Annotated in this window: 23 protein-coding genes; 6 read left to right on the forward strand and 17 right to left on the reverse strand. The window is 34.2% G+C overall.

Annotated features, from left to right (window positions below; genetic code table 11):
• Positions 1 to 98 precede the first annotated feature (98 nt).
• Together FFONT_RS05365 and FFONT_RS05370 are read left to right on the forward strand one after the other, a co-directional pair.
• A complete protein-coding gene (locus tag FFONT_RS05365; RefSeq protein ID WP_148683699.1) occupies positions 99 to 2,045 on the forward strand; it encodes a beta-CASP ribonuclease aCPSF1 in 1,947 nt (648 codons plus the stop codon).
• Between the two features lie 85 nt (positions 2,046 to 2,130).
• On the forward strand, positions 2,131 to 2,382 hold the full coding sequence (locus FFONT_RS05370) for a hypothetical protein (protein WP_014558219.1): 252 nt from the start codon (positions 2,131 to 2,133) through the stop codon (positions 2,380 to 2,382).
• Here the strand turns inward: FFONT_RS05370 and FFONT_RS05375 are convergent.
• Positions 2,379 to 3,647, reverse strand: a complete 1,269-nt coding sequence (locus FFONT_RS05375; RefSeq protein ID WP_148683700.1) for an MBL fold metallo-hydrolase — start codon at positions 3,645 to 3,647, stop codon at positions 2,379 to 2,381. The two genes, FFONT_RS05370 and FFONT_RS05375, sit on opposite strands and share 4 nt — an antisense overlap.
• Positions 3,648 to 3,798: 151 nt before the next feature.
• On the opposite strand from FFONT_RS05375, the gene FFONT_RS05380 reads away from it, so the two are divergent.
• Positions 3,799 to 4,173 carry a nascent polypeptide-associated complex protein gene (locus FFONT_RS05380; RefSeq protein WP_014558221.1) on the forward strand — a complete coding sequence of 125 codons (375 nt, stop codon included), beginning with the start codon at positions 3,799 to 3,801 and terminating at the stop codon, positions 4,171 to 4,173.
• A 227-nt stretch (positions 4,174 to 4,400) separates the two neighbouring features.
• Here the strand turns inward: FFONT_RS05380 and FFONT_RS05385 are convergent, their stop codons facing one another.
• Both FFONT_RS05385 and FFONT_RS05390 read right to left on the reverse strand, forming a co-directional pair.
• Positions 4,401 to 5,645: a Clp1/GlmU family protein gene (locus FFONT_RS05385; protein WP_014558222.1), complete on the reverse strand. Its 1,245-nt coding sequence runs from the start codon at positions 5,643 to 5,645 to the stop codon at positions 4,401 to 4,403.
• Positions 5,629 to 6,246: a hypothetical protein gene (locus tag FFONT_RS05390; RefSeq protein ID WP_014558223.1), complete on the reverse strand. Its 618-nt coding sequence runs from the start codon at positions 6,244 to 6,246 to the stop codon at positions 5,629 to 5,631. The genes FFONT_RS05385 and FFONT_RS05390 overlap by 17 nt, the downstream gene beginning before the upstream one ends.
• Before the next feature lie 88 nt (positions 6,247 to 6,334).
• Here FFONT_RS05390 and FFONT_RS05395 point away from each other — a divergent pair, with 88 nt between their 5' ends.
• The gene (locus FFONT_RS05395) at positions 6,335 to 6,937 is read left to right on the forward strand and encodes an AAA family ATPase (protein ID WP_014558224.1); all 603 of its coding nucleotides are present in this window, start codon (positions 6,335 to 6,337) and stop codon (positions 6,935 to 6,937) included.
• Positions 6,916 to 7,437, forward strand: a complete 522-nt coding sequence (locus FFONT_RS05400; protein WP_014558225.1) for a CDP-2,3-bis-(O-geranylgeranyl)-sn-glycerol synthase — start codon at positions 6,916 to 6,918, stop codon at positions 7,435 to 7,437. Before FFONT_RS05395 ends, FFONT_RS05400 begins: the two co-directional genes overlap by 22 nt.
• Here FFONT_RS05400 and FFONT_RS07355 read toward each other — a convergent pair.
• The 14 genes from FFONT_RS07355 to dph2 form a co-directional block, all read right to left on the reverse strand.
• The gene (locus FFONT_RS07355; RefSeq protein WP_148683701.1) at positions 7,406 to 7,588 is read right to left on the reverse strand and encodes an RNA-protein complex protein Nop10; all 183 of its coding nucleotides are present in this window, start codon (positions 7,586 to 7,588) and stop codon (positions 7,406 to 7,408) included. The genes FFONT_RS05400 and FFONT_RS07355 overlap by 32 nt on opposite strands.
• A gap of 8 nt (positions 7,589 to 7,596) precedes the next feature.
• A complete protein-coding gene (locus FFONT_RS05410) occupies positions 7,597 to 8,391 on the reverse strand; it encodes a translation initiation factor IF-2 subunit alpha (protein WP_014558227.1) in 795 nt (264 codons plus the stop codon).
• Between the two features lie 142 nt (positions 8,392 to 8,533).
• The gene (locus FFONT_RS05415; RefSeq protein ID WP_014558228.1) at positions 8,534 to 8,734 is read right to left on the reverse strand and encodes a 30S ribosomal protein S27e; all 201 of its coding nucleotides are present in this window, start codon (positions 8,732 to 8,734) and stop codon (positions 8,534 to 8,536) included.
• A 2-nt stretch (positions 8,735 to 8,736) separates the two neighbouring features.
• Entirely contained in the window at positions 8,737 to 9,021 is a 285-nt protein-coding gene (locus tag FFONT_RS05420) for a 50S ribosomal protein L44e (RefSeq protein WP_148683702.1), read from the reverse strand.
• A 55-nt stretch (positions 9,022 to 9,076) separates the two neighbouring features.
• Positions 9,077 to 9,526, reverse strand: a complete 450-nt coding sequence (locus FFONT_RS05425) for a hypothetical protein (protein WP_014558230.1) — start codon at positions 9,524 to 9,526, stop codon at positions 9,077 to 9,079.
• A gap of 65 nt (positions 9,527 to 9,591) precedes the next feature.
• Positions 9,592 to 10,761, reverse strand: coding sequence for a DNA primase small subunit domain-containing protein (locus FFONT_RS05430; RefSeq protein ID WP_014558231.1), 1,170 nt, complete (start codon positions 10,759 to 10,761; stop codon positions 9,592 to 9,594).
• On the reverse strand, positions 10,730 to 11,464 hold the full coding sequence (locus FFONT_RS05435) for a DNA polymerase sliding clamp (protein WP_148683703.1): 735 nt from the start codon (positions 11,462 to 11,464) through the stop codon (positions 10,730 to 10,732). The genes FFONT_RS05430 and FFONT_RS05435 overlap by 32 nt, the downstream gene beginning before the upstream one ends.
• Before the next feature lie 455 nt (positions 11,465 to 11,919).
• On the reverse strand, positions 11,920 to 12,234 hold the full coding sequence (locus FFONT_RS05440) for a transcription factor S (protein WP_014558233.1): 315 nt from the start codon (positions 12,232 to 12,234) through the stop codon (positions 11,920 to 11,922).
• A complete protein-coding gene (locus FFONT_RS05445; RefSeq protein WP_014558234.1) occupies positions 12,215 to 12,562 on the reverse strand; it encodes a hypothetical protein in 348 nt (115 codons plus the stop codon). Before FFONT_RS05445 ends, FFONT_RS05440 begins: the two co-directional genes overlap by 20 nt.
• Positions 12,563 to 12,565: 3 nt before the next feature.
• Positions 12,566 to 12,856, reverse strand: a complete 291-nt coding sequence (locus FFONT_RS05450; protein ID WP_228009417.1) for an RpoL/Rpb11 RNA polymerase subunit family protein — start codon at positions 12,854 to 12,856, stop codon at positions 12,566 to 12,568.
• A 38-nt stretch (positions 12,857 to 12,894) separates the two neighbouring features.
• Positions 12,895 to 13,527 (reverse strand): DUF2067 family protein, encoded by a 633-nt coding sequence (locus FFONT_RS05455; protein WP_148683705.1) that lies wholly within the window; start codon positions 13,525 to 13,527, stop codon positions 12,895 to 12,897.
• A gap of 54 nt (positions 13,528 to 13,581) precedes the next feature.
• Complete coding sequence (locus tag FFONT_RS05460; protein ID WP_014558237.1) at positions 13,582 to 14,157, reverse strand: exosome complex RNA-binding protein Csl4; 576 nt, start codon at positions 14,155 to 14,157, stop codon at positions 13,582 to 13,584.
• Positions 14,154 to 14,792, reverse strand: a complete 639-nt coding sequence (locus FFONT_RS05465; RefSeq protein ID WP_014558238.1) for an METTL5 family protein — start codon at positions 14,790 to 14,792, stop codon at positions 14,154 to 14,156. The genes FFONT_RS05460 and FFONT_RS05465 overlap by 4 nt, the downstream gene beginning before the upstream one ends.
• Positions 14,792 to 15,820, reverse strand: coding sequence for a diphthamide biosynthesis enzyme Dph2 (dph2, locus tag FFONT_RS05470; RefSeq protein WP_014558239.1), 1,029 nt, complete (start codon positions 15,818 to 15,820; stop codon positions 14,792 to 14,794). The genes FFONT_RS05465 and dph2 overlap by 1 nt, the downstream gene beginning before the upstream one ends.
• Positions 15,821 to 15,896: 76 nt before the next feature.
• Between dph2 and FFONT_RS05475 the strand changes: the two genes are divergently transcribed.
• Entirely contained in the window at positions 15,897 to 17,183 is a 1,287-nt protein-coding gene (locus FFONT_RS05475; RefSeq protein ID WP_148683706.1) for an ArsB/NhaD family transporter, read from the forward strand.
• The last annotated feature ends 349 nt before the right edge of the window (positions 17,184 to 17,532 follow it).

Genomic DNA, 17,532 nt, shown 5'->3' on the forward strand with positions numbered 1-17,532 from the left:
TTAAGTCCTCGTCTTTAATTCTAGAGGATGTTTAGATGCAATATATAGAATTTTAGTTAGCTTTTGCATTATAAGATAAATTGCAAAGATGGATGAAAATGAGTACCGGAAAAAACAATATCAAAAGAATCTCATCTATTGCGAAGATAAGAGAATCCATTATCAACTTAGTCCCGCCGCAAGCAATGATGACTTCTATAGAATTTGAAGGACCGGAAATTGCCATATATGTTAAAAACCCTGGAATCTTAATGGAGCAGATGGGCATAATAAGAGATATAGCTAAGACCATAAGGAAAAGAGTCGTAATAAGGACGGATCCATCAATAAGAAAGCCGGAAGAGGAGGCTAAAAAAATAATACTGGAAACCGTCCCAAAAGAAGCTGAAATAAAAGCTATAGAGTTTGATGACGTTCTTGGGGATGTTATAATAAAAGCCGAAAAGCCCGGTCTAGTTATTGGGAAAGGGGGCAATATAAGGAGAGAGCTTTTAGTAAAAACAGGATGGAGACCTACTGTTATAAGGGCGCCGCCCACCTCTTCGAAGATACTAGATAGCATATTAGGACAACTAATAGCAGAAAGCAATTACAGAAAAACGTTTCTTAGAAATATTGGAGAGAGAATACATAGAGACCTGCTTTTTAAAACGAACTCGATAAGAATTATTGCTCTCGGAGGATTTCAAGAAGTAGGAAGGAGCGCAATACTTGTAGAAACTAATGAAAGCAAAATTCTGCTAGATGCTGGAGTTAATCCCGGCTCTTCTAGCTTTCCATCAATAGCACCGAGATTTGATGTTGATGAGTTTAAAATAGAAGAGCTTGATGCCATTGTTATTACACATGCACATTTAGATCATGTAGGTATGTTGCCATTCCTCTTTAAATATGGGTACAATGGACCCGTATATATGACTAAAGCTACAAGAGATATAATGGTATTATCGCAACTGGACTTTCTAGATATAATGACGAAAGAAGGAAAAATACCTCCATATACTCAAAAAGAAGTGAAAAAAGCCGTACTTCATACAATACCTGTTGAATATGGTGATGTTACTGATATTGCACCGGATATCAGGCTAACTTTATATGACGCAGGGCACATATTGGGTTCGGCAATGGCTCATTTACACATAGGGAACGGTCTGCATAATATCGTGTATACAGGTGATTTTAAATATGCCCATACCAAGTTATTAAACAAAGCTACAGATAAGTTTCCGAGATTAGAAACGCTGATCATGGAAAGCACTTATGGTGAGACGAAGCAACCATCAAGAGCAGAGGCCGAAAGCAATCTCATTAATATAATAAGAAAAACTGTTCAGAGAGGAGGAAAAATATTAGTACCTGTTATGTCAGTTGGAAGAGGACAGGAAATAATGCTGATTCTCTCAGAAGCTTTTAGTAAAGGACAATTGCAGGACATACCCGTATACATAGAAGGTATGGTAACAGAAGTCACCGCGTTGCACACTCATTATCCAGAGCTTATGTCTCAATCAGTTGAGAAAGCTATACATCTAGGAGAAAATCCATTTATGAACAAAAACTTCGTGGTTGTTCAGAGCAAAGATAAAAGAAGTGAAGCATTAGAACCTGGCCCTTGCATTATTTTAGCTACAAGTGGAATGCTTAATGGAGGTCCAAGCGTTGAATATTTGAAAAGCTTGGCTGAGGATCCTAAAAACTCTCTAATATTTGTAAGTTATCAAGTTGAAGGAACCCTTGGAAGAAAAATAAAAGATGGTCAAAAAGAATTAACGTTTCTGAATCCTGATGGAAAAATAGAAACTATCAAAATCAATATGGAAATACATTCGATAGAGGGATTTAGCGGACATAGCGATAAAAATGAACTAATATCTTTCATAGAAAATATTGAGCCAAAACCTAAAAATATAATTTTAAACCACGGTGAGCTATCTGCAATAATGTCGCTTTATAATTCTATCGAGAAAAGAAAATATGCGAACAGAGCTTTAAGCGATATAAGGGTTATAGCTCCATCCATTCTTGATGCAATCGCTTTAATTTAAAAACTTCTTAAACAATCTACAGCTAATTAATATAAACCTTAAAAATTAATACTACTATTAAGTTGTCAAAGGAGGTCGTGTCAAAGTGCCATACGAAGTTTTATTTAAAAATTTGGATGAAGCTAATGAAAAAGTGAAAAAGTTAGTAAAAGAACCTGACCTTTGCTTGATAAAAGTTAACAAAGAAAACGTTAAGCTGAAAATTAGAGATAAAAATAAACTTTATACGCTTGTATTTTCCAAAGAGAATGTAGGGGTTAGTTCTGTAGAGGAGCTGAAAAAAGTAGCTACAGATATAGCGACAAAAATTTCTTGCAAAGAAACTAAAGAACTCTAATGTTTTTTACTGAAAGAGATAACTTCTCCTGTGTTAGGAATGACAGGGACGATTCCCGTTTGCTGTTTTATCTCATCAGCAAGTACATTCTGAGACTCAGGCTCGCCGTGAACTAGTATTATTTTTTCTAAATTCCTTATAGATTTGATAATCTCAATTAATCCATTTTTTCCTGCATGACTTGAAAAATCCATCCATTCGACCCTGGCCTTTACAGGCTTACCTCCATCTTCATATATTCCTCTTTCAATTATACTTCTACCTGGAGTGTTTTTTCCTTGAAAGCTGACAAGAAAAACGGCATTTTTTTCATCATCTGCAATTTTTCTCAAATAGTATCTTGAAGGGCCTCCCTTCAACATTCCTGAACTTGATACAATAACGCATGGTTTTTTCCACACTTTCCTTCTATCTTGCCATCCTTTTAGGAATATCTGTTCGGAATATGCCTTCTCTAATAGCTCGCTATTTTTTAAAAACACTTTATTTTCCAACATGATTTCAGTTGCTTGCTTAACCATCCCATCTATATAAACAGGAGAGACATCATTTTCAGCTAGTATTGTCATTATCTCCTGCCCTCTTCCTACACTGAAAACTGGTATAAGTACAGTACCACCCTTTTCTAAGACCTCGTTTACTGATTCTGTAAGTCTCTTTTCTACATCCTTTCTTTCTGGATGGTTCGCATTTCCGTATGTGCTTTCTATTATTAACACATCCGCTTCTGCACCGTCAATCTTTGCTGATTCTACAAGCTTTGTATCTATAGAATTAATATCTGCAGTATATATTAAGGAGCCATCGGGCGTTGATACCTTTACAGAGAGACTTCCGGGGATATGTCCCGAATGGTAGAAATCTAAGGAGAAAAATTCACTCAATTTAACAAAATCTCCCGCTTTAACGTCTTGAATCGATGATAGCAAGCTATTAACTTCATTTATTTCAAAGTCAAGATAATAGCCAGAAAGCTTGAGAAAATCCTCAAGCATTAATCTAGCTAAGTGTCTTGTGACCCTGGTAGAAAAAGCTTTCGGTTTGACTGACGAATATAATAGTGGAGCGGCGCCTATGTGATCTAGGTGAACATGAGAAAGCACTACACCATCTAATTTTATCGGCGATATATGGAGCGGCATAACTGGGTTATCATTTTCATCGAAATTTACCCCATAGTCAAGAAGAACCGATCTATTGTTATATTCTACAGAAATCGCAGCTCTTCCAACTTCTTTTCCGCTACCTAAAATTTTAATTTGCATTTTTTCACGCTCTTTCACTAGCCTTTTTTGCTATATAGAATAATTTTTTCTAACGCTATAATCAACATATTACAATATTTTTATTTGTTAAACTTATTTATTTTCTTTGTATAAAACTAATTGATAGTGAAAGAAGTAGAGGTAGTAAAATATGTTTAAAATGAATCCTAGTGATATGAAAAAAATGATGAAAAGAATGGGAATAAATGTAGATGTTGAAGAAGTTAAAGATGCAGAAAGAGTGCTGATCGAAACTTCAGGGGATAAAAACTTCGTCGTTGAGCAACCCTCTGTGACTTTTTTAAAAATGAAGGGGCAGACGATCATTTATGTTATAGGAAGCTTGAAAGAAATTGAAAAAGAAGAAACTACTCATCAAAAAAGGGAGTTAGAAATTTTAGAAGATGACGTTCAGCTTGTAGCCGCAGAAGCAGGTGTATCATTGGAAGAAGCAAGGAAGGCTCTTGAAATTACAAATGGAGATATAGCACAAGCCATAATGCTTTTAAGTGCAAAAAAAGGATAAACCGATTTCTCTTTTAATTCGCAAAATTATATACAGGATTTTATAACTGAAACGGGTATTTATGATAGAGCTGAATGTTTTAATATCTTTTGTTTAAAACTCCATCAACACTTGATGTCAAAAGAATAAAGGACATGTTCACGAATATGTGGTGGTAACAGATGAATAACATTGATCGAATTTCTCAATTCATGCGGCGGAATTGAGTTTGATATGAAGATAATTTATCAGTCAGAATTTTCTAGTTTGAAATCAAAAATTGTAATATTCCCTATATACAATCCTTTGATTTCTTTTTCATAACTTGTTTTTATCAGAAATCCATATTCGTTGATATCAGTTAAAAATCCTATATCTATATGTTCGCCCTTATCATTTAAAACTGAAACGATTTTCCCTTTTAGGTTATTTGTATTTATAACATAGAAATCTTTGAAATTGTTTCTTTTCAACCTTTCTACAATAACTACAGTTTTTTCGTCGTAATCTTCTCCATAAAGCACTTTATCACCTATTTTATTAGAAAGTTCAGTTAATTCATTATAACTTAATGGATTTCCGAACCCAATAGTAATTTCCCCAAGTGTAAAAAAAGAGCCATAAGTCAAAAGTCTGCTTTTTTTGCTCTCAATTAGCGATAACACCTTATCTCCTCTTATCATCTTCCTTTCTATCTTGCTTCTCGAAGCCTTGTTTGGAGGGGTGTTTAAAGTTATAATCTTGGTGATAGGAAAAATAGATTTTACAAATAGATCGATTTTTTGCCCACTTCTGATTATAACAGTATAGTCGGGTTTTATTTTTTGTATCATCCTGAATTTATAATTCAATGATAAAGGATCTCCGAACCAACCATCGGTATCTATTATTATGATACCCTTTTCTATTCCAGCGATTAGTTCCTCTGTTGCCTGGATTACGTCAGATTCTTTACCAACGGGAGAAAGCTTTCCTATAAAGATAAACTTATCGGATTTACTTGCTGTTGACCAAAAGAGCTTTCCACTATTTTTAGAGATCGTAACACTTCCAGGATATCCGAAAGTTTTTTGTCCTAAGTCAGTATCCACATAATATGTTTCCATTCCTTTTAAATATGCAGTGTTAGCAATCATACTTGAAAAAGTAGTTTTCCCGCTATCCACTTTCCCTAATACAATTACCTTACATGTTTTTTCTTTATTAGCGCATTCTTCAACGATCAGAGAAGAATATTTTTTCCAATCAGTGTAAACTTCTATTTCTTCATTTATTGCATCTCGAATACAAAAGTCATTTTCCCCTATAACGGAGATCTTTGAATTTTTCTCAATTCTCAAAATATAGCTCCTAGACTTATGAATAACAACGCTTTCCCCTTTGTCGAATAAGATACCGTTTATTTCAACCTTTCCTCGTAAAACGTTAATTTTTGCTGGACCCTTAATAAAATAAAACTTTTCTATCTCATTAGTTTCAAGTATTTTTTCCATGCTTCCTCAACTTAATCGTTCCGGATCTGTTAGCAATAATATATGCAGCTTTTACATCAGGATCTTTTTCTTCTAATTGTTTTCTCTTGATTTTAGATGTCTTATATTCATCTACAAGTTCTAGCTCAGCACTAACATTTTCCAAAATCGTTGATGTCAAATTCCAAAGCCTATTGTTATCATTATAATCGCCTATCTTGACAATCATATTGTCATGAGGCACATTTTCATATTTTTTAAGAACCGAGATTATTTCATCTTGAATGACTTTACCTTTGCCTATAATTTTTCCATCTGCCAAGACTACATAGCCGATCTCTCTTCCAACATCAATCCCGACGATTATCTCTTTGTATTTTTCCTTGCCATCAATCATAAAAGGTATAAGAGAAAGAAAAACTTCATCTGTAAATTTTTCAATTTTAAACTTCCTGCAAGTTCCGATTATTTCTTTGCACCCTTTTTTGTCACAAATAACAACATCATCTTCACTGCACTTAAATGGTAAGTAACTTGGAGATTTGAAATCTATAGACTCTTCTCTAAGATTTTTAACAAATAAATAATAATCTTTAGAGCTTACAATAGATAACAGGAGCATTATTTCACTCTTGTTGACCTTACAAAATATTTTTTATAGAAGGACTAAATAAGCATTTATATACTATAAAAAATGTAGTGAATAGTTGATGAAAAAAGGGAAGGATTGTTGGAATGCTTTTGCTTCGGTGTTTTTTCCCAATAAAAAAGGATATGTTACTATATATGGCGAGGCTGGTTCAGGCAAGACAACTTTTTGCTTAACTTTTATAAAGAACTTGTTCAATAAGGCTATATACATTAATACCGAAGGCTCTGTTAATAAAGAAAGGCTCTTGCAAATTTTAGGCGAGAATTTTGACATTATGTTTATAGACGTGTTTAGCGAATGGGAGTTGCTACAAGCGGTTCTCCGTTCCCTCTATAAAGATGTGCTCATTGTGGTTGATAGCATTAATTATCTATACAGGCTTTCCTTTTCTCAAAATGAGGATATCTCGTCAAAACTGTTTATGCTTATTAATTCCTTATTAAAGGAGAATTCAAAGCTAAGTCCAGTACTTTCGACAGCACAGGTTTATCTCGAGGGAGATATTCCAAGCGGGTACAACATCCTTTCGCATTACAGCACTCTGCTGAGACTCTCTAAAGGCTCGTCCAGATCTGAGGGAGAGGTTCTATTAGATGATATAATTGTAGGAAGATACACAATTAAAAATGAGGGATTTGAATGGATATATTGCGAATATTAATAGATTTTTTGAAAATATACATTCCCCCAATGGTCGCTAATGGTATACCAGTTGTCGTTTCGAAGTTTATCAAAGGAAGACCACTGGACAGAGGAAAGTACTTGAGCGACGGAAAAAGAATATTAGGCGATGGAAAGACAGTCGAGGGCACAACATTTGCAATTCTAACTGGTACTTTAATGGGAGCGATTATAGGTATACTAAATTACTACTCACTGCAGTATTGCTTTACGGGATTTTTAGGCTCTTTAGGAGGAATTTTAGGAGATATAACTAAGTCATTCTTTAAAAGGAGAATTGGGATTGAAAGAGGGGGGATGCTCCCCTTAGTAGACCAGCTGGATTTCTATTTAGGATCAACTTTATTCATTTATCTTTGTCCAATCTGCGCGCATCCATCATTGGATGTTTTCCTATTTGGTATCATTATAATACCATTGCTTCACTTATCTACTAATTATATTGCATTCAAGCTTCATTTAAAGTCCGTTCCTTGGTAAGTTTTATTGCTATTCTATATTTAGCATATTTATCTTCTGGAGAAAACCTATGAGGATGCGGAACAAATAGTTCTCCACCACAATAAGGACATCTTCCAGTTTCTAACGTATATCTTTTGCACTTGGAACATTTTCTCATTAGCCATTTCATTTTTATCATCATTCTTTTTCTTTAACTACTTCAAAATTGACCTTCAACTTTTGGGCGTCTTTTTCCGCTTTTTCCAATATGCTGTTGATTATCCTTTCAGCAGATTTGTAATCCTCTGATATAACTTCTATTTTATATTTTGGTGCTCCAATCGTATATATATTAACTGAAGAATTATCCTCTGAAATGTTCTTCATATTTAGCAAGACGCTTCTTATATCTTCGATCCCACTTGGAGAAGTGCTCCATAAGTTTATTATTCTTGTAACTTTGACTTGTTTAATTTTTATATGTTTGTTAGCTTCTTCGTATACAGGCATTATCCACTCTTCTTTTGCATTAGGAACTCTTAAGGTATCAGGTCCTAACATTACAGCAGTTTCCAATGCTGTATATAAATCACTATAGTGATCCAATAAAGGCCATCCGATATCGTTATATGCATCATCTAAAGTTTTTCCAAGTTTTTGTGCAGCTAGTTCAAGAATTTTTTCAGCTCTTTGATTTCTTTTATACCAGTGCATTTTCTTTTTCTTTTCACTATCATATACCCTTTTTAAGCTAACGTCTACTTGCTTTTTCTGCTTATTAACTCTAATAACCTTAACAACTATTTTTTCATTTTCCTTCAAAACTTCTTTTATGTTTTTAACCCACTTTGTTGCAACCTCGCTCCATGGTAAAAATGCCCTCATTCCATTATATTCATCTAGCTCAACATATGCTCCATAATCAAAAATCTCTTTAACTGTAGCGATGACTAATTCATTAGCGTCAGGAAGCTCTTTTCTGGCTCTAACCAAATGATTTCACCTGTTAATTACTTAATAGCTATTACAAAATAGGTTTTGCCGAGATTATATATTATTTTTTAAGTAAAAATATCGTTCTTCCAAAATAGATGGTATGATGCAAAGAAATTTGTGATTTAACTAGTAATAAAATCTACCCAACTACTTTTATGAACTGTGCTTGTAGTCTTGCTCTTCCACCTGTTGGTTTTACAAGTTGAGACCCGCATATAAGGCATCTTACTGGAAAAGTTGCATGAGAAAAGATGACTTGTTCGTTTCCACATGCAGGACATCTTACTAAAATGAATTTTGTTCTTGGCTCTGGGATAGGAAGGCTTCTCCTCTTTGTCATGCTTAAGCCACCTCTGTGAGCTCAAGCTTCTTTAATCTTAGTCCTTTTCTATGCTGTATATACCCGCATTCACTGCATTTTAGCTTAATTACTTGCTTTTTGGTAGTTTTTGCATATCTTTTTTGTTCAGGTTTTCTTTTTGAACCATAACCTTCCTGTTTTCTGACGTATCTTCTCTGCCCTATAGACAATGCTCTTCTTTTTCCAGCTTTATAAATCATTACTGTTTGCACTGTATGTTTTTTACACCTTGGGCAATAGGCTCTAATTTTTTTAGGAATTTTCAATGCCGGCTCACTCCGTTTATTTTTTTATTGCAAAACTTATTTCACATACTAGTCTTTATTTAAAATCAGGGTTTAAATAATTGATTCTCAGTTCTTTCGCAAAAGATAAATCTTTAAGTGCTTTTGCTTCTTTTACGCTTAAAATCGAAAAGCAAAAATCTTCATTTCTACACTCTTTAAAAATCCCTGGATCATCATTTTCAACAAACACATAAAAATCTTCATCTTTTTTAAATGATGTTGCAAAAAAAGAAAGAAAACCAGATTTTTCTAGCGGACTGTCATCTAAATTCTTAGAAATTATTTTTGAGATTAGCTTAGAAATACTTTCTGTTTCTTTTATTGTTTTCTTGCAAAGTTCTACATTGTTTACAAAGCTTTGAGCACTTCCTCTTTGATAACATACATTTGATATCATGTTCAAAAATCTCATTTTTAAATCGTTATAGTTTACTTCTTTTTTAATTGATATTCTATTGAGTACAAACTCAATTGATTCGCTCATTTTTCACGACCAAAAGTTTTAGTATATCGCCATTACTTAATTTTTTGATATCTTGTAATAAAAATTTAGGCGGGATCTGCTATACCTTTTGAGATGAATAAAAAGGCGAGGCAGCCAGGGATTTTTATAATATCCCCCTTTAAGCTATTTATCTTTATCCCTAAAATTTCCTTATTTTGCATTGAAACATTCATTTTAACATCCTCATCTTCCTTAAACGGAGAATATGAACAATTTATGGAAAAACTTTCAAGCTCACTTTCTCCTATTTCAAATACAGGCAGACCCAGCTTACCATTTATTGAACCAGGGATCCTTATTAATCTATGAACATCGACTGTAACCTTTTCATCTATACTTATAGATGCCATTTTCATGATATCGTTCAAATTAATTTTTTCTCCGAGTAGTACCTCAGCTTCTCCGAACGTAATCTTTTTTTCATCATTTAAGTTCATCTTTTTATACAAGATTTCTCCTAATCTCCCTCTCCATCCAGGTTCCTTAGGATTTGGAATATACATATTTTTTCCTTTTATTGATTCTCCCAATCCGATTATTCTTTCAATATTCACTCCACTTCCTGTTATATACTTAATTATCATGCTTCTTTCTTCACTCGTTAGCTTCAACCATTCATCATCGCATTTTGGATGAACGTGAAAACCCCTATTGCCAGAAAAATATATCTTGATTTTTTCAAAACCGAAGTCTTTTCTTAAAACTTTTATTAACTTTTTTGCTTCAATTCCGGCTTTTAAGATGCATTCTTTAGGAATTGGTTCGACCTCAATAACATTCTGGCTACCGCATTTCGTACATTTTTTTATCGACTTACCATAAAGAAGCGATCCGCAGTTTAGGCAAGCGTGTAGTTGCTCAATAGATTCGCATCCAGGAACTTCATCGGCATCAATATCAAAGATTATTTCTGAACCTATCATTCCTTTTTTTTCCATATCATCTATCTCAGGGAAGGTGTAAATCGCAGATGAGTAATAAAGGTGCATAGGTGGATTTTTTAATAAAAAGCTTCTAAGCTCATCTTCACTTTTAAAGGATAAATGTCTAACATAACCTTTATAGTCTATAGGCTGGACGGCAAATTCCCTGCTATTTATATCGTCAGGTAGCTCAAGTTTAGCTTTCTCGTAGTATGCTGAAAGCTTTTGAAAAAGCCATTCTTTTCTATCTATCGACCTTTTACGCTTCTCTTGGTGCGATGTAAGAGACAAGCCTTGCACCCTGCGGAAATTCAAAAGTTATCTTTGTAGGAATTCCGCTTGAGAACTGTATTGAAACAATATCCGCAACCTCTGCAGAATATAAGAGTGACTCTAAATATTCTAAACCATAGAGAGATTTTTGTTCCCCTTCGCACACTAAAGAGATTATGTTACCTGAATCCTTATCGAGCTCAACTATAGCCTTTCCAATTTCACTCTCATTTAATATAGTAAATTTACTTTCATTTGCAATAAAATAGATATTGTCGCCTAAAAATTCTACATCTTCAATAGAATCTTTAAATATTTGAGCAGAAAGTCTTATATCTGCCTTAAACTCCAAGTTAATATCTGGTAATTCCTGGTAAGGGACGTCGACAGTACTTTCAGTAAATATTCTACTAAATTTGCCGATAAATTTGAGCTGGAATTTGTTACCCTCAGTGACTATTTCAAGCTTATCTCCCTTTTTTGCCCTTTTCAGCATATCGCTTAAATTTTCTAGGTTAATACCTATAATTTCAGAATTAGCTTCATAACTTTCAAATGAAGAGCTTGGAAAGAAAAGATCAATAAGCATCACATGGCTAGGATCCATCGCCCTTAATCTGATTCCATCTTTATCTGCTTTTATTGCAACCTCTTCCAATATTTTGCTAATACCCAATATAGTATACTTCCAAAGAGATGCGTTACTAAACGTTATTTTCATATACGATACACCATTATTCTTACCAAGAATTAAACTCGCTTAATATTTTAATGTATCATCTGTTAAATAATGATATATATTTTTTGAAAATTTTAGATTTTCTAATCATATCATAAGGATCCTTATATTGAGTTTTGTTAGAATATTTACAACCGAAAGCCTCGCCCTTTAGGGCAGGAGAAGACCAGAATAGTTGAAATTTTCGCTATTTATAGCATGAAAGAAAGGTTCGTATGAAACCTCTTTAAGCAAATCTGTACTGTTTGTAATGCTTGACAGCGAAGAATTTTTTTATCTTAACTTTTCGCATAAAAGTTAGCAGATATGAACATAAAGAAAATCTTAGAAAGGACTAGGGAACAAACTTTTACTCTTCACGAATGTCTACCCAACGAAAGATCTATTTCTAAATTGATTCAAAGTAACTATGAACCGACCAGAAAACTATGAAAAGATCACTCATATTCTCTCCAGACGTATCCGCATTTAGTGCATTTATAGAATCTCGTTGGAGGCTCGTCTGCAGCTCTTGTTTGCATAGTCCAATAATAGACTTCATTATTGCCGCATTTCGGACAATATACTACGTCTTTTAATTTTGGTAAAGTTTCGGGAATTTTATTTTCATCAACTATGATAAGCTTGTCCTTTTCTCCATGCTTTATCTTGTTAACAATTTTGTACTCATTTTTCTTCGGTTCAACTTCTTCTGTATATCCGCATTTTGGACAAACATATACATCTTTGCCATCAATTTTCTTCGGCTTCATTAGAGTTCCACACTTTGGACAGAACTTCACAGTTTTTCACCTCTTTTAGACCATTTACTATAGATTCGTATAGCTCTTTATAAACTAATTCTTTTTTTATGTTTGCTTTTAAAGCTTTTACCAATATTTCTTCGTTCTTACCACCGATATTCATTACATCAATAAATCTTACTTCTTTTATAAAAGACCTCTTTTCAAGCCTATTTAAAAAATTCTCATCGTTTTTTTCAATTATCAGATGTTCTAAAATTTTATTTCTAAGAACTCCCCCTACTACTAAGTCTTCTTTTATAAAAAGTTCCAGAATCCTCTTTTCATCGTTTTTCATAGTTCAAACTTGTACCTCTTTTATTTTAGTTTCCAGCTCTCGTATTTCATCTTTTAGTAAGCCTATGCCTTTTTTAAGCGCTTCTACAGGTTTTATAGATCCATCGGTTTTCAAATAGAGTACCATTTCGTTTTTAAGTGGGTGATCTATTCTATAATAAGACATAACCACTCCGTCGATCTTCATTAAGGTTTTTGCCATAAGATTTCCAAAAGTGTGATCTTCATCATATAGTACAATTTCTAGTTCTTTTTCATTCATCTGTTTTATGCTATATTTCATTTTTCTGTTCATCTCCACCTAGCTACACTTTTACTTTTCAGCTTTATAGCTTAATATTCGTTTTTCTTTTTTAAGGCTTCTATAATAGTATTCAATGCTTTATCTTTATCGGCCTTCAACATGTACATATCTTCGATTTTTTCAAAAACTCCTTCTTCCTCTCCTATTGATGCAATTTCCATGGGAGAAAGGCCAGAATATACAGATAATACCGCGATAATTTCTGCACCTATACCTCTAGCAATTTCTCTCGCTGACTTGTAGGAATCAAATAAGTCTTTTGCTAACGACTTTAACTCTTCGAGATCATCATAGATTACAAGCAAATCTTCTTTTTCGTCGTACGAGAAATCGATATTCTCTAACTCTAATAATCTTTTAAAACCTTCTAGAGGGACTGGGACTTCAAGTGACTTCGCTAACATAGAGCCAAATACTGTTATACCTCTTCCCTCTTTCGGGTAACCCATTTTTATTGCAAAATCTTCCACTGCACTTCTAATCCTGTGAATGCTATTCTCTACGCTTACTGGGTCCCCAATAATTCTAATCTCGACAGAATTTCCTTTTATCCTATACATTACCTGTGTGGCTATCGTGCTTCCCATTATAGCATCTAAGAAACGCTCAACATCAGCATTTTTTGGGATCCTAAGAACTAATTTCTTCTTAATTAGCTTCAAGACGCTCACCAGAATTAGTATGACTTGTGAAATTTTTGCTACTGGTTGGTTTATTTATCCACTATGATCCTTCAAGTTTATATAATCACTAGAAAGTTTCCTATTTTCTATGTTTCCACATTTAGGGCACTTAAGCTTCCCATTTTCCAGCTTTTGCATAATTGCGCCACATTTAGAACATGATGCCAAAATTACTCCAAGGGAAGAGTGCTTAAAAGAAAGCTGAAACGGGTTCTCAGAGGATATTATTTTTGCTTTAACTAAATCTCCAGGAAGAACATAATCGCTAATATTTTTGCCCTCTTCATCTACTTGCGAAACATGCAAAAAGCCTGCTAGTGGTGCTGAGATAGGCTTTAGGTTTCCATCATATAAAATCGTTATTAAAGCTATATCGCTTTTTACCGAGTTTACATACCCAATTACTACAGATTTTAGTCGCGGAAAGTCATACTTCTTTTTAAATGGAATTACTTTTAGATTCTTGTTAATAATATCTTTAACTACTTTTCCAATTAAAGTAGATCTCAGCTTGCCGTTTTCGTCGCTATAAACTCCTGAAACAGGGATAAACTCTTCTAGAATTGCGAGCTCGTCTCCAGGAAATGCCAAATTTTCTTCTTTCATCATTTTTTCTCTCCTTTAATAATAAAGAGTAGCATGACTGGTATTTTCTTTTTTCTAGACACATGATATTCAAATATTTGTTTTAATTCCATATTATAAACTTTGAGTATTTCTATTTTGTACCCAAATTCTCCGACCTTTTTGAAGAAAAAATCTTTGCTTTTTTCGCTGTACATATGAAAGGACAAAACTGCCCTTGTCACTCGTAAGGCTTCTTTTAAAAACTTCCAATCTATTCCTCTTTTTACGCTCCCAAATGGTGGGTTCATTAAAGTCACGTCTAAACTGCTATCTCTCAACGGAACAGATGCTCCGTCAGCTTTTATTATTTCAACTTTGCACTCTATACCAAGTTTTTTTGCATATTTAATCTGTTCTTCAATTTCCTCATCATCAATTTCTATTGAAACGCACTCATTTGCTCCTGCTATTAAAGAGCCGAGACACAGCCTGCCAGTTCCTGAACCAATATCTAATATTTTCTTGTTTATAATTAGTCCATGTTGTAGTGCGAACCATATAGTTTCAGATGCTATATTCGAAGGTGTCATGTGTTGCTCCAACTGAGGCTTAGGATTTTTCGGTCCCTTAATTTTTTCAATAGTAATTTCGAGCATTTTTTTATTGAACGAAGTCATCACAACAACCTGTACCTCTCCAATTCTCCTTTTAGTACCATAAATGCTTCTCCTGGAGTAAGCACGGGCTTTTCAAACTCCTTCTCACTTATGTCATCTATAGGGATTCTTGGGCATGAAGTTACAACATATGCATCAATTTTAGGCTGATCAATGTTTCTTAGCTCATTTATTGTTAAACTTTTAGAAAAAAAGAGATAGTACTTCTTCCCTTTGTTTTTTATCAGAGATTCAAGTGCCCTTATAGTTATAGGCCTATATTGACCAGTTCTAGTTCCAATTATTATTCCCCACACTTCTGCGCTTTTAGATCTCTCCATTGTGGCATATCTTTTTTTAAGAATTTTTTTAACATTCTCGGTAACATTCTCAACCTTATCTGTATAAGGGTCAATTTTTATAGTAGGCTTCATTGTCATGAGACCGGCACCAAAAGCGTGAAAATATCCTCCTGAAACCACTACCACAGAATCATAGTTTTTCTCATTAATAAGCGGTGAATAGTCACAACCAACAATTTGCCCTTCTTCCATAAGCGGAGACTTTGGTATAGTAGCACTTATCCCTCTTTCATTCAGAAAATCTCTTATTTGCTTTAGCGCATCCACATGTTGTATGGTAGAAACAAGCGCGGGTTTTGAAGCTCCTATTTTATTTAATTCAAATAGCAAAGATATTAGAGAGCTTTTGCTAAGCTCTTTTTTAAACTTTCCTGGAACATAAATTACTGGTACTTTTTCCAAAATTGATTTATATTCAGCCAATGAATAGGGAGTATGGCCAAAATGAACTATAAGCTCAGCACCAAGCATTTTTGCCTCCTCAATAGCTATATCGCAACCTCCCCACGTACTTTCGGCAGAAATGTATATTTTAACATCTTTTAAATAATTTTTTAAATAGTCAGCTATAGCTATAGAAAATAATTTAAACCCGTCAGGAAACTGAAGAATTATTGATTTTGGGTTTAAATTCGAAATCTTCGAAACCAAGTCCGGAAGATTAAAATCATAGTCGAGAGTTTCCAAGTCATTTCACCATATTTATCATATAATTGTTTGGGACATAAGTATTGCAAAAATACTTAAGCTAAAGTGAAGAGAGTTGGTCACCCATACGCTTATAGCATGGGCAATACTCATCCTCTTGGTATTCTTTCTAATTTTTAGGTCTAAGTATCCTAATATACCTGTTTGGTCTTTTATGTCTTTTTTAGCCTTTTTGTCTGTTGCAGGAGGATTAGTGAATATCGAAGAGATTCCTTCAGCTATAGATTTAAATGTTATTTTCTTCCTAATAGGAATGTTCAGCATTATCGCTTTAGCCGAAAGCTCAGGTTTGCTTGACCTTCTTTCTCATTACGTGATTAGTAAGTTCAAATCGACATATGCTGCAATTATAGGTACTTTTGCCTTTTTTGGCCTTCTAACATCAGTAGCTGTTAACGATACAATGGCAGTGATGGCTCCTCCGATAGTTTATTTCATCTCGAAACACCTAAAAATACCATACAGGCAATTGCTCATTCTTCTCGCTTTTTCAATAACAATCGGTTCTGTTATGACTCCGATGGGAAATCCGCAGAACGTGCTTATAGCCATCGGCTCTGGAATGAGCGCTCCTTTTATTTATTTTATAGAATATCTTTTTTTGCCCACAATTATAAATCTAGTGATTACTTCATTTTTGGTTATAAAGATTTACAAAATTCCTAATAATTCTATTGACATCGGAACAATACCTGAAGAAAAAATAAAAAATAAAAAAGATGCAATCCTTGCAGCAATAGGAATTTTTTCAGTAATAGTCGCAATGATAGTTAATGATATCTTACGAGTTATGGGAAAACCTAGTATAGAGCAGATAGGGTTCATACCGTTCATTATTGCATCCTCTTTATATTTTTTCGTGAGTGAGCCTAGGTCGCTTATAAAAGAGGTGGACTGGGGAACAATCATCTTTTTTATCACAATGTTTATAGCAATGGACGGTGTATGGAAGAGCGGAGTAGCTTCTGAGCTTTTAAGGGTATTCATTCCATCAAAGCCAAGTGATACAATAGCTCCAGTGCTGATATCTATTATTTCTATAATATTGAGCCAGCTTTTCAGCAATGTTCCATTTGTAAAGCTATTTATGGATTATATGCGAGAATTAGGATATACGGCAAATAATATAGTGCCCTGGATCTCGCTTGCTATGTCTTCGACAATTGCAGGTAACTTAACCCTTTTCGGCGCTGCTTCTAATATTATAATACTAGAAATCTCAGAAAGCAGGTATAAAGAGACGATCCCATTTTCAGAGTTCTTTAAGATAGGCTTTCCTGTTACTTTACTGAATTTGACTATATACCTGTTTTATATATATCTGACCTCCTATTCGCTCTAAAGAGCGAGGGTTCCCCTTAGGGAATTCATCTGTTCCCCGCATCTATTCGTGAATACATCTTTCATCTGCAGGGCAGTCGAGGGGATCAGAGTTCTGTTCATCTAAAGCTTTCTCTAGGCTATCGAACTGTTTCCCGTCCTATATCGCTATAGGTTTGCCTATGGCGGGTTGTGCCTCAAATCCATGATTCACCGTGGCCACTAGTCACTCTACGTGGGGGTCATGGGCACCCTTCGAGCCCAAAGGCACGGGGCTCATACCTAAGAGGTACTTTTTGACTATGTTTATTGTTCCTATTACGTCCCTGTCGTGTTTAAAACCACACTTGTAATACCTCATAAATCTAGGC

It is taken from the genome of Fervidicoccus fontis Kam940, from assembly GCF_000258425.1.
Taxonomy (GTDB): Archaea; Thermoproteota; Thermoprotei_A; order Sulfolobales; family Fervidicoccaceae; genus Fervidicoccus; species Fervidicoccus fontis.